Below are 12,756 nucleotides of genomic sequence, written 5' to 3' on the forward strand. Positions count from 1 at the left end.
CCGGACGTTTGGGTAGCGGGTGCTCAGTAGGTGGGGCCGTAGGGATTCCAGTGCCCGAGGAAGGGCCTTAGGTCGTCGGCTCGCGGCTCGGGGACGTCGGGCAGCCGGGGTGGTGTGCTCAGCGGGTCGAGGCGCTCGATGGTGGCCGTTGCCCAGCTGATCCACGCCTCGGCTTCGGTTCTTGCCTGCCCCGGCAGCATGGCCTCCACGTGCGTGCGTTCGGCGCTCACGTACTCCGTCAGTCGGGTGGCGTGGCGCCATGCCACTTCCTGCGCTTCGAAATGCCTGACGCGGTACGCCTCGGCGTATCGGATGCGGGCTTCTTCCATGGCGGCTTCCCAGCGGATGCGCTTCTGGCGTGCCGCTTCGATCTCGTCCTGGCGTCTGCGTTCAGCAGCTTCGCCGCGGAGGGTGACCTCCTGGGCGATCTCGGCGAGCTGGTCTTCGAGGGGGCGGCCGGGGGTGTCGGACCATTCGCTTGCCCGGTGTGGCTGGCCGCCGCTGAGGACGAAACGGAGCCGTTCGGACGGGGTGTAGTCGAAGCGGGGGATCCTGACCCAGGAGTCCTTCTTGGCCGCGGCGAGCTCCTTCTCGGTGGCGACGTGCTCGGTCCGGTCCTGCTCCTGGAGGACGAGAAACCCCACGGTCTGGCCCTGTGCGGTGATGGTGAAATGGGGAGATGCCCTGGCCTGCGGCGGCGATGAGACGGGGGCGCGAAGCCGGTCTGTCCTGCCGAACTGGAATGTCCTACGGCCTCGGCAGCGATGATCAGCGCCTGGACGAGCCGGAGGGCACGTCCTTGGACGGGCTTTGTGAGGCGCAGTGGCTGTTGTTCGTTCTGCATGGCCCGGACCACGGCGTGCGGCCGCGCGAGCCGGGAGGGAACGGGGACGGGTGCGAGGACGGCGAGGCGCCAGGCGGGGATGTCGACGAGCTTGATCTCGTATCCGCCAGGGCACCAGCCCCCGTACAGCTCCTTCGTCTCCGGAATCCTTCCAGACCTGCGTGCCGCGGCGACGCGGGACGGCCACTTCTCCAAGTCCGGACCGCTGCCGCTCTTGACGATCCTGCCGCCGGCCTCCGCGAGCTCCTGGAACAGCTGCTCCGTGAACGTAACGCGAGGCTGTGGGGGAGGCTTGGCTTTTGCCCGGCTGCCGGCGCTCAGGCGCTGCTCGCGGCGGTAGTCGGGCGGCAGCGCCTTCAGCCGGTGCACCAGGTCGGCCGGAGGCCTGAAGGAGATCAGGCCGTTCTCGGGGTCGCGGTCCATCCCGAGGGACTGCTGGGCGTCCGGGAAGACCTCACGTACCGCCTCGTCGACGAACTCGCGGGTGGTCGTGAAGAGACGGGGCACGTGGGCCTTCGGCGGCGCCGAGGAATCGTCCGGCGCGGACCCGGACGTGGAGGCCTCTGAGGCGGGCTCGGCGGACACGTCGTCGACCTGGGCGAAGAAGTCGGCCAGGAAATCGTCCGCCCCGCCCGCCTCATTGGCGGTGTGCTGGAGCGACTCGTCGACCGTCCGGCCCTTGAGCAGGTCCTGGATCAGCGACTTCTCCTCGGCCTCCGCGCGGTACAGGCCGGAGACCGCCTCCGCCGTGCCGAGCGAGCGGTGTGCCTCGTCCTCCCGCTCAAGGAGGCGCTCGGCGACCGTGCGGTCGTCCTTCGCGCCGTCCACCTCGCTGGTCAGGATCAGGGCGCGGAACTGTGGCTTGTGGACCTGCCCGTAACGGTCGATACGGCCGTTGCGCTGCTCGATGCGGATCAGCGACCACGGAACGTCGTAGTGGATGAGCTGATGGCACTGCCAGTGGAGGTTGACACCCTCGGAGGCCACATCACCGGTGAAGAGGATGCGTACGGGTGTGTCGGCGAGGCCGAAGTCCTCGACGCAACTCATCTGCTGCTCGTCGGAGAGGCCGCCGTGCATCACACGGGCGGCTTCCTCCAAGGCCTTGCCCTTGAAACCGAGGGCGGCCGGCACGACGGACCGCAGCCACTCCAGGGTCTGGACGCGTTCGGAGAAGACCACGACGCGTGTCTCGCTGCGCGGTCCGACCCCGATCGCCTTCAACTGCTCGACGAGAGCGGTGAACTTGGCCGAGTCCTGCGCGGCCAGACCGATCGTCAGCTCCCGCAGACGCTGGAGCGCGGCCAGTTCGGCGCCCGTGGCGTCCGGGTCGTTCTTCTTCTCCAGCGTCTTGATGCGGGTCTCGACCGTCGAACTCAGCGCGGCGTGCGAGGAGAGGAAGGACTTGAGCAGGGTGTACGGGAACAGCGGGACCTCGCTCACCGAGCGGCCCTCGGCGGGCAGCCAGACCTGGGCCAGTTGACCCGAGAGCGCGAGCTGCGCGGGCCGCTGCTGGTAGGGGAGCGAGTCGAGCAGGAAGCTGTCGGCGAGGGCCAGACCGCGCTCGGACTGGGGCAGCGGGGTCTTGCGGAGAATCGCTTCGAGGAAGAGCCGGCTACGGCGGAAGTTCGGCGAGTCGTCGCTGATCAGCGTGGTCTTGGCGGGGTCCATCAGCTCGATGCCGGGCGCGCCGTCGCGGGTGCGTTCCAGGCCGGTGAAGAAGACGGCCTCCTGATCGCGGACGAACTCGGAGATCCCGACGGCTTCGATGCGATCACCGTGGTGATCGGTCCGGGTGACGTTCTTGACCAGCCATTCCTCATCGCGTACGACGATCTGGGCGCCGGGCGGGAGGCTCGTACCGGTGCTCGGGACGGGCTGCCCACTGGACTGCTGGGCGGTCACCCGCGGTACCTCCTGATAGCCGCTGAACTGTGTAGATCATCGTGCGGGCCACGGCCCGGGACAAGGGGCGATGGTCACCTCTGTCCGGCCCGCCCCGGCGTCTCGCTGCCTGCCGGTCCGCTCAGAACGGCGCTGTCGACGCGTACGTCTCCCGCAACTGTGCCGCGATCCGGAGCGCGGCGGCGGAACGGCGCGGGCCGGCAGGCGACGCGGGCGTGGGCTGCGGCGCGGCTTCGGCCGTGGGCTCGGTCTCCTGGGGGGCACCGCTACCGTCGGGGTGTAGCCCGGCAGGTGGGCGGGGGTGGCGGGCTGCTGCAGCGGTACGGTCGGCGCCACGGCCGCCGGGTTCGGTGCCAGGAGAGTCGACACCTCGGCGAAGGCCTCGGCATCCGTGAGCGGCGGGGCGGGAGCCGGTACGGGGGAGGGCCCCGGCGGTTCGTACGCGACCGTGGTGAGGGAGGCCAGTTGCCGTCGGGCCTGGGCCACGGTCGCCCCGTGCGCCTTGATGACCGCCACGCACTCGGTGACGACCTCGTCCATCGTCGGACGGTCCTGCTGCGCGTATCGGAGCATGGACGACAGGAGGCCGACCAGTTCCTCGGGGGCTCCCGACAGGTCAGGGTCCTTGTCGGGGTCGACGATGTGACTGAACAGCACCTGTACGTGATCGGCCTGGTACGGATAGTGGCCCGTGGTCATGAAGAGCAGCACCGCCCCGAGCGCGTACACGTCCACCGGGGCCGTCAGCGGCTTCTCCCCGTTCGCCTGCTCCGGAGACACGCAGGCAGGAGTGCCCATCACCATGTTCGGCGCGGTGAGGGAGGCGCTGGACTCGGCGAAGACGGCGAGGCCGAAGTCGATGATCTTGGGGCCGTTGGGGCCGAGCAGGATGTTCGCCGGCTTGAGGTCTCGGTGCAGCAGCCCTTGGCTGTGGGCTCCGGCCAGCGCCTCGGCAAGGGTCGCTCCGAGCGAAGCGGCCGCCAGGGGCGACAGGACACCCCGGGTGTCGAGGAGCCGACGCAGGTCGGGACCCTCCACGTACTCGGTCGCGAGCCACGGCTGCTCCGACTCTGTGTCGGCCTTCACGAACGCGGCGACGCGCGGTCCCCAGATCGTCTTGAGGACCTCGATCTCCTGGGCGAACCGCTGCCGGGTCTCCGAGTCGACGACCGTGGGTTTGATCACCTTCACCGCGACGGCCTCACCGGCAGCGGACTCGCCGAGGTAGACCTGGCCCATGCCGCCGTGGCTGATCCGTCCCAGCAGCGTGAACCCGCCCAGTTCGGCCGGATCGTCCGGGCTCAGCGGCGTTGCGTTCACTCTGGTCCCCACCTCGAAGATCTACCGAAGGCCGTGCGCTGGTCGCGCGCGTACGGGCCATAGGGTATCGGCGGTGTCCGACATAGGGCCGGGTTCGGGTCAGACCGCCCATGCCCTGGCCGGATACAGCCAGTGGTGATCGAGAACAGTTTCCGCGAGCTCAGGCTTCGCCCTGCCCTTCCGAGCCGATCAGGGAGGCGTGAATCAGCTGGGTACTTCGGTATCCCTCCGCGGTCGCCGCGCCCCAGGGATAATGGCGGGCGATGACCGTCACCGCCCCCAGCACTTCCACCGGCCCCCTTCCCGAGCCGTCGGGCTTTGGCCCCTTCGCTCACCTCACCGTGCCGAACACCCCGCTCTACCGCCACGTGATGCGGGCGTTCCTGACGGCCAAGGAACGGTTCGCGGTCCACCTGCGGCCCGAGGAGGTGCACACCGCGCTGCCGGCGGACATCCGTCCCGCCGAGCTGGACGCCGTCGCCGGCGCGCTCGACAAGCTCGTCGGCTGGGGCAACCTGCGGGCGGACCCCGACACCGCCCGCGTGACCGCAGTCGAAGACTTCTACCGGAAGCGATTCATCTACCAGCTCACCCGGGAGGGAGAGGCCGTCGAGGAGGCGCTGTCCGCCTACGACGAGGCGCTCGGGCGCCGCGGCGCCCTCCAGGCTGTGGCCCTGCACGACATCGTCACCCAGCTGCGGGCACTTCTCGTCCTGGCCGCCGAGGAGGAGCCGGATCCGGCCAAGACTCATCTGGCGCTCGACACGCTGGCCAGCCGGTTCGCCGCGCTCGCCGACAATGCCCGGGCCTTCATGGGATCGCTCCAGCGGACCATCGACCTGCACGACGTCGAGGAGGAGGTCTTCCTCGCGTACAAAGACCGGCTCATCCAGTACCTGGAGCGGTTCATCCAAGATCTGATCACGCTGGGCGGGCGGATCGCGCGGCTGATCCTGGAGCTGGAAGAGGACGGGAGGGTGGAGCCTCTGTTGTGGGCAGCCGCCCAGCGGGAGGCCGCCGACGCCTCGCCGGAGGAGGCCGCGAACGCGGAGCGGGAGGTGTACGAGCGGTGGGCCGCCCGCTGGTCAGGGCTCGGCGCGTGGTTCATCAGCAGGGACGGGCGCGAGTCGCAGGCCAGGCTCCTGCGCAGTCGGGCGCTCGGCGCGATTCCCCAGCTCCTGGCCGTCGTACGAGCCCTGAACGAACGCCGGGCCGGCCGCTCCGACCGCTCGGCCGACTTTCGCACGCTCGCGCGCTGGTTCGCCGAGGCGCCTGACGACGACGCCCGGCACCGGCTGTGGCGGGCCGCCTTCGGCCTCTATCCGGCCCGGCACCTCACCGTCGACGCCGACACCCTCGCCGCCCGCGCGGCGCGGCCCGTCCCGGCCGCCACCCCGTGGGCCGAGGCCGAGCCGTTGCGCATCAGCCCACAACTGCGCCGCACCGGCAGTTACGAGCGGCGTGGCAAGCCCCGCAAGGTCGAGGACCGGGAGGAGCGGCGGCGCCTGCTCGCCGAGACCGCCGCCAAGCAGGCCGCCGAAACGGCCGCTGCCCGTGCCCGGCTCGTCACCCATGGCGTCACGCGCCTGTCCGGTCTCGGCGAGCTCGACCCTGGCTCCTTCGGGCTGTTCCTCCAGCTGCTCGGGGACGCCCTGGCCACGTGGCGGCCCGGCATGCGGCACACCACGGCCACCAGCAACGACGGCTCCATGGAGATCAGACTCACCGCACTCGCCGACGGCACGACCGCCGAGGTTCGTACCCCCGGCGGAGTCTTCAGCGGCCCGGACCACCTCATCGAGATCGTCGACCTCATGGGGGGACGCGGTCCTGCGGGCGGAGACGGCCTGACGGACGGAGAACCCGGCCGATGACCACACCACTCGCCGAGGTGCTGGACGGCCAGCACGCCGCCGAGCTGCGCAAGGCGGCCCGCGCCCTGCTCAAGCAGCCGCTTCTGCTCGCGCGCGGCCGGTACGCCGACGAGTTCCGCCTCGTCCGCCGGCATACATCGGAACTACGGGAGTGGTTCGACCGCAACACCGGCTGGGCACTCCAGGTGGACACCGAAGCCGCCCGGCTGCGCAAGAGTCCCGGTGTCCTCACCGACCCCACCCACCCCGCGCGGGACACAACCCGCGGTGCCGCTCCCTTCACCCGCCGCCGCTACGTTCTGCTCTGTCTCGCGCTCGCCGCCCTCGAACGCGGCGAGGCCCAGATCGCCCTCGGGCGCCTCGCCGACCAGATCGTCCTCGACGCCGCCGATCCCCGACTCGCCGCGACGGGGATCGAGTTCGCCCTGGAACGCCGCGACGAGCGCCTCGACCTCGCCGCCGTCGTACGGCTGCTGCTCGGCCACGGCGTGCTGCGTCGGGTCGCGGGCGAGGAAGATGCCTACGTCAGCGGAGCGGGGGATGTCCTGTACGACGTAGAACGTCGCGTCCTCGCCGGACTACTGGCCTCCCACCGCGGCCCCTCCACCATCTCTGCGGCAACCCTCGACGACCGCCTCGCCGAACTCGTGGCCGAAACCGCTCTGGACAGTGACGAACTGCGTTTCCGCGCCATGCGCCGCTCACTCACTCGCAGGTTGCTCGACGACCCGGTGGTCTACTACGACGACCTGACCGACGCGGAGCTCGGCTACCTCACCCGGCAGCGCGGCTTCCTCACCGCTAGGATCACCGAGCTGACCGGGCTGGTCGCCGAGGTCCGGGCCGAGGGGATCGCCATGGTCGACCCCGAAGACGACCTCACCGATGTCCGCATGCCCGAGCAGGGCACCCACGGCCACGTCACCCTGCTGATCGCCGAGCACCTGGCCGCCGCAGACGGCCCCGTCCCTCTCGACGAGCTTGCCCTCCGCGTCCGTGAACTCGCCTCCCAGCACGGCGGCTTCTGGTCGAAGTCCGCCCGGGAACCAGGCATGGAGACCGAGCTCGTCGAACAGGCCCTCGACCGTCTCACCGCGCTCGGCCTGGTCTCCCGTAATCCGTACGCGGTCATGGTGCGACCCGCCCTCGCCCGGTACGCGGTCGGCGAGACCGTCATCCGCGAACCCGGCTCCGCCCCCGTGCCTCCGCAGCGAAAGGCCACCTCGTGACCCGCCTCCCCACCCCGCGGCGTTCCCGCTGGCAGCCCCTGCGCATCGGGCTCGTCGACCTGTTCCACTACGACGTGGAGGAGTTCCACTTCCGGGACGGACGCCTGTTGCTGCGCGGCAACAACGGCACCGGCAAATCCAAGGTGCTCGCCCTGACTCTGCCGTTCCTGCTCGACGGCGACCTCAGCCCGCGGCGAGTCGAACCCGACGGCGACCCGGGCAAGCGGATGGAATGGAACCTCCTCCTCGGCGGCGAGCACCCGCACTCCGAACGGCTCGGCTACACCTGGGTCGAGTTCGGCAGGCTCGACGACACGACCGGCGAGCAGCACTTCCGTACGCTGCTGTGCGGGCTCAAGGCCGTCAGCGGACGGGGCATCGCCCGGCACTGGTACGCCGTCACCCGTCAACGCGTCGCCCACGGCTCCACGGAGCGCGCGGAGGGGACCTTCCGTCTCCTCGACGCCACCGGCACGGCCCTGTCCCGGGACCGCCTCGCCGAGGCCGTCGAGGGGTACGGCTTGGTGTACGACCAGGCCAAGGCGTACCGCAGGGCCGTCGACGAGGCACTCTTCGGCCTCGGAGAGCAGCGGTACGCCGCCCTCATCGACCTGCTCATCCAGCTGCGCCAGCCCCAGCTCTCCAAGCGGCCCAACGAAGCCGCTCTCTCCCGCGCCCTCACCGAGGCGCTGCCGCCCATGGACCAGGCCGTCATCGCCGACGTGGCCGAGGCGTTCCGCTCCCTGGACGAGGAGAAGGACGAGCTGGCCGCCGCGTCCGCCGCCGAGCGAGCTGCTGCCGCCTTCCTGGAGTACTACAGGCGGTACGCCCGGATCGCCACCCGGCGCCGTGCCCGGCTTCCGCGCGCCGAGCACTCCCGCTACGAGCGCGTACAGCGAGATTTGGCAGAGGCGCAGGAGCGGCGCACCGGCGCGGTGGAGAAGCGAGCGGCAGCCGAAGAGGAGATCGGCTCCCTGGCTGAGACCAGCGAACGCTTGCGGGCCCAGGAGAAAGCGCTGCGCGAGGCGCCCGAGATGCGCGACGCCCGAGAGCTGGAGCACGCCGCGCAGGCCGTGCTGCGAACGACGCAAGAGGCCGACCGGGCGCGGGGGGACCTGGAGCAGGCGGACGCCCTCCACACCAAGGCGCTCGGGCGGCTCGGCACCGCGGACAACCGGCTGCGCGCCGCACGGGGCCGGGCCGAAGTGACGTACGCCCACGCGCGGGAGCAGGCAGCCGCCGCGCACGTCGTCCTGCCGGCGGACGTCATGCTGCCCGAGCCCGAATCGCAGCGCGCCGTCGAGGACGCCGCGTCCCGCACCCAGCGGGCGCTCGCCCACGTCGAGGGCCGCCTCGAAGCGTCCGAGCAGGCCGCCGACGCGTACCGTCGGGCGGCGGGCCGTCTCGACGAGGCGGAGACCGACCTCGCACTGGCCGCAGAGACGCACTGCGAGACGGAGGAGAACGCGGCGCGGGCAGACCGGGCCCTCCTTGACGACGTGCGAGAGAGGGCCCGCGCCTGGAAGGAGTTGGCCTACGCCGACGAGACGGGCCTCCTGGACGACCTCCAGGAGTGGACCCGTCACTTCGACGGTCCCTACCCGGCGCGGGTCGAGGCCACCCGGGCGCACACCGCCCGCTCGGCGGACCTCGCCGACCAGGCGGCCGAAGCCGCCCGCGAGACCACGGAGCTGGCAGAGCGCATCACCGAGACCCGTCGCGATCTCGCCGCACTGGAAGCCGGCACCGGAAGCGAACCCCAGCCCCCGGCGACGCGCACCCCCGGCTTGCGCGAGACGCTGCCAGGCGCGCCGCTCTGGCGCCTGGTCGACTTCCGTGACGAACTGCCTGAAGCCGACCACGCCGGGCTCGAAGCGGCGCTCGAAGCCTCCGGCCTCCTCGACGCATGGGTGCTGCCAGACGGCTCCGTCCTGGCGGTGGACGGACACGATGTCCTGTTCTCCCCGTCGAACGGGGTGGTGAGCGGCCCTTCGTTGGCGGATGTGCTGTGCCCGGCCCTGGACCACGGCGATCGACAAGCCACCGCTGTGGACGAGGTGACGGTGACCCGGCTGCTCGCGGCCATCGGCCTCGACGGCAGGGGAGAAGCCGCGACATGGGTGGCACCCGACGGGCGCTTTCGGGTCGGCGCACTCACCGGTACATGGGCCAAGCCCGCCGCCACGTACATCGGCGAAGGCGCGCGCGAGGCGGCGCGCCGGGCCCGCGTCGCCCTGCTCGGTATCGAACTCGTCTCCCTGCGCGAGGAATCGGAGAATCTCGCGGCTCGGTCCCAGGCGATCGCGGCACGCCGGCGCATGCTCGACGCCGAGCTCGCCGAGGTCCCCGACGAGTCGTCGCTCACCAGGGCGCACGCGCTCGTGAGCGCAGCCGCTGAGACCGTACGCAAGGCTCGTGCCCGGTATGAAGAGCGCGCCACCGAGGCCACCGAGGCGGCTGAGCACGCCGAGCGGGCCGCCGCCGAACTCGCCGAGGCCGCCACTGATCTGGGATTGCCCGCAGATCGGGCCGGACTCACCGCCGTGCGTCACGCCCTCGGCTCCCTCGCCGCCACGCTGGCGGCTCTGTGGCCCGCGCTGCGCGAACAAGGGGAGGCCGCACGGCAGGTGGACGACGAGCGTGCCGAGGCGGCCGAGGCGAAGGAGCGGGTCGCAGACCTCGCCCAGCGGGCTGAAGAGGCGGTGCGCGAGGCGGCCGCGGCCGACGAACGCCACCAGACCCTGCGCTCCACCGTCGGCGCCGTCGTCGCTGAACTCGAACGGCGCCTCGCCGAGACCGCCGAGGCCCAGCGGATCTGTGAGACCGACCAGAAGAACGCCCGGCAGCGTCACGCCCAGGCGGACCGGGAGGCGAGCCGGGCCGAGGGGCGGATCGAGCAACTGGAGAAGGACCTCGCCGAAGCCGTCGACGCACGTGCGGAGGCCATCTTCGCCCTCCAGCGCTTCACGGCCACCGGCCTGGTCGCGGTCGCGCTGCCCGAGGCCACCGTCCCCGCCTCGGACGACGGTCACTGGGCTGCGACCCCGGCCATCGCGTTCGCCCGCGCCATCGAATCCGGCCTGTCGAACGTCGACGACACGGATGCCGCCTGGGAACGCGTCCAGCGTCGACTCAGCGAGGAACTCAAGACCCTGCAGGACACCCTGTCCCGGCACGGGCACAGCGCGTCCGCCCGCATGGTCGAGGACGGCGTGGTCGTCGACATCGTCTACCAGGGGCGCGAGCGTGCCGTACCCGAACTCGCCGACGCGCTCGCCACGGAGGTCGGCGAGCTCACCCGCATCCTGTCCGCGCACGAACGCGAGATCCTCGAAACTCACCTGATCACCGAGGTCGCCGGCACCCTCCAGGAACTCATCGGTGCCGCCGAACGACAGGTGCGGGACATGAACGCCGAACTGGAGGACCGTCCCACCTCCACCGGCATGAGACTCCGGCTGGTATGGCGGGCCTCGCGCAAGGCCCCGTCCGGACTGGCCCGAGCCCGCGAGAGGCTGCGCCAGTCCGCGGACGCCTGGACTTCGGAGGACCGCGCGGCGGTGGGCGAGTTCCTCCAGGCCCAGATCGCCCGCCAGCAGTCCGACGACGGGTCGGGCAGCTGGCTCGAACACCTCACCGCCGCGCTCGACTACCGCTCCTGGCACGAATTCGGCGTCGAACGCCACCAGCACGGGCGCTGGGTCCCGGCCACCGGCCCCGCCTCCGGCGGCGAACGCGTCCTCGCCGTGTCCGTACCGCTGTTCGCCGCCGCCTCCTCTCACTACGCCAGCGCGGGCAGCCCGCACGCGCCCCGCCTGGTCACCCTCGACGAGGCGTTCGCCGGCGTGGACGACGATTCCCGCGCCAAGTGCCTCGGCCTGCTGAGCGCCTTCGACCTCGATGTGGTCATGACCAGCGAACGGGAGTGGTCCTGCTACCCGCAGGTGCCCGGCATCGCCATCGCCCAGCTGTCCCGGATCGACGAGGTGGCGGCGGTCCTCGTCACCCGCTGGGAGTGGGACGGCACGCGACGGCAGCGCCGCGAGGACCCCATACGGCACGCGCCCCAGGACGCGCCCGGAGGAGAGGAGCCCGAGCCGCTGTGGAACTGACCCACGGGCCTGAGCCCGGCACCGAAGCAGTCGACAGCCCGCGGCTCGCCCGGCTGCTCGGCACACCGGACATCTCCTGGCTCGTCGAACGAGCGCGCCGACGACTGGTGGCCGGGCAGCCCCTGACTGGTTCCGTGTCCCTGGCTGATCCCACTCCGGCCCAGCGGGCGGCGGCCGAACGACTTCTCGCCCGGGCCCCCGGTGGCGGCAGGTCTCTGACCGTACGGCTGGAAGCGGTCGACGCCGTACTGCGCCGTTCGGGCGCAAGCCCGAATGGCCTCGCCGCCGCGGTCGCGGCGCTCACCGGGCCTGTCACATCGCCCGTCGAAGCCCGCCAAGTGGAGGAGGACGCCTGGAAGCGGGCGCACACGCCGCTCGACGAGCTTGTCGCTGCGGTCCCTGCGCTTGCGGAGTGGGCGGCCCGGATTCGCGCCGACGGCCTGGCGCGGCGCCTGGGGCGCACTCCAGACGTCACGTTCGATCTGCTCACCGGGGTGTGTACCGCCCTGCGCGCACTCCCCGCCGTCCCAGTCGTCTCGCTACCCGCCTTCGCCGCCCGGGTCCTCGGCTGGGCTCACGCCCTTGATGACGGCACACCGCTGGCCACCATTACCCTGTCCGGGGCTCGTGCGCTGACCGGTTTCCACGAGGGGCAGGGCGCCGAATGGCGACGCGATGCCTGGGCCTCGGTGGGACTGTTGCGGGACGAGCTGTCCTCGACCGTCCTGACCCTGAACCTGCGCGGCACCCCAGCCCTGGACCGCCTGGCCGAAGAAGGCGAACCCTGCGTGCTCACCCTTCGCCAGCTCACCCGCAAGCCTCCGGCCGTCGCCGCTCCCATGGTGCGAATCTGCGAGAATCCGACCGTCCTCGCGGCGGCGGCCGACGTGCTCGGTCCTGCCTGCCCGCCCCTGGTCTGCCTCCAAGGCCAGCCTTCCGCCGCCGCCCTCACACTGCTCCGTGGTCTGCACGCCCACGGAGCGACCCTGTACTACCACGGGGACTTCGACTGGGGCGGGCTCCGGATCGCCGGCGTCCTTCGCCGCCGCGTCCCGTGGCGGCCCTGGCGCTACACGGCCGCGGACTACCGCGCCGCCGTGCTCCGCTGCGCCTCACCTCCACTGTCACCGCTCGCCAGCACCCCCACGGAGACTCCCTGGGAGCCCGCACTCGCTGCGGCCGTCGCCGAACTCGGTGTTCGTGTCGAGGAGGAGAGGGAACTGGAGCTGTTGTTGTCCGATCTCGCGTGAGGATCGTGACCGCCCAGCTGGGCAAAGGTGGTTGGGAGAGCGTCCGCCTATCGCGGCGGCATCGACCTGGGAGTGGATCACCTCGGCGAGCACGGCTGCCGAGGTGATCGCTGATAGGTCGGCGTCGCTACTGAACTTGAATTCGTGATGTCGGTCAGTCGTCCATAATCAGGTCGGTGCTGGCGAGGCATCCGTCGACCAGGTCCGGGCGGTACTGGATCT

General features: G+C 71.4%; 7 protein-coding genes. 4 read left to right on the forward strand and 3 right to left on the reverse strand.

Going from position 1 to position 12,756, the window contains the following annotated elements:
• Positions 1–23: 23 nt before the first annotated feature.
• From ACFYY6_RS25870 to ACFYY6_RS25880, 3 genes are read right to left on the reverse strand one after another with little or no spacing between them, the layout of a single operon-like run.
• Positions 24–230, reverse strand: a complete 207-nt coding sequence (locus tag ACFYY6_RS25870) for a hypothetical protein (protein ID WP_389195365.1) — start codon at positions 228–230, stop codon at positions 24–26.
• An 8-nt stretch (positions 231–238) separates the two neighbouring features.
• Positions 239–2,749, reverse strand: a complete 2,511-nt coding sequence (locus tag ACFYY6_RS25875) for a C-terminal helicase domain-containing protein (protein WP_389195368.1) — start codon at positions 2,747–2,749, stop codon at positions 239–241.
• Between the two features lie 36 nt (positions 2,750–2,785).
• Positions 2,786–4,069 carry a serine/threonine-protein kinase gene (locus ACFYY6_RS25880; protein WP_389195371.1) on the reverse strand — a complete coding sequence of 428 codons (1,284 nt, stop codon included), beginning with the start codon at positions 4,067–4,069 and terminating at the stop codon, positions 2,786–2,788.
• Positions 4,070–4,332: 263 nt separating this feature from the next.
• On the opposite strand from ACFYY6_RS25880, the gene ACFYY6_RS25885 reads away from it, so the two are divergent.
• From ACFYY6_RS25885 to ACFYY6_RS25900, 4 genes are read left to right on the forward strand one after another with little or no spacing between them, the layout of a single operon-like run.
• A complete protein-coding gene (locus tag ACFYY6_RS25885; protein WP_389195374.1) occupies positions 4,333–5,943 on the forward strand; it encodes a TIGR02677 family protein in 1,611 nt (536 codons plus the stop codon).
• Entirely contained in the window at positions 5,940–7,172 is a 1,233-nt protein-coding gene (locus ACFYY6_RS25890) for a TIGR02678 family protein (protein WP_351623853.1), read from the forward strand. The genes ACFYY6_RS25885 and ACFYY6_RS25890 overlap by 4 nt, the downstream gene beginning before the upstream one ends.
• Positions 7,169–11,284: a TIGR02680 family protein gene (locus ACFYY6_RS25895; RefSeq protein WP_389195377.1), complete on the forward strand. Its 4,116-nt coding sequence runs from the start codon at positions 7,169–7,171 to the stop codon at positions 11,282–11,284. The genes ACFYY6_RS25890 and ACFYY6_RS25895 overlap by 4 nt, the downstream gene beginning before the upstream one ends.
• The gene (locus ACFYY6_RS25900) at positions 11,275–12,534 is read left to right on the forward strand and encodes a TIGR02679 family protein (protein WP_389195380.1); all 1,260 of its coding nucleotides are present in this window, start codon (positions 11,275–11,277) and stop codon (positions 12,532–12,534) included. Before ACFYY6_RS25895 ends, ACFYY6_RS25900 begins: the two co-directional genes overlap by 10 nt.
• The last annotated feature ends 222 nt before the right edge of the window (positions 12,535–12,756 follow it).

Origin of the sequence: Streptomyces sp. NPDC001750 (assembly GCF_042892615.1) — a bacterium.
Taxonomy (GTDB): domain Bacteria; phylum Actinomycetota; class Actinomycetes; order Streptomycetales; family Streptomycetaceae; genus Streptomyces.

Coding starts and splice junctions, on each gene's coding strand:
- ACFYY6_RS25890 (WP_351623853.1), top strand. CDS start 5,940: ATGACCACACCACTCGCCGAGGTGCTGGACGGCCAGCACGCCGCCGAG.
- ACFYY6_RS25885 (WP_389195374.1), top strand. CDS start 4,333: ATGACCGTCACCGCCCCCAGCACTTCCACCGGCCCCCTTCCCGAGCCG.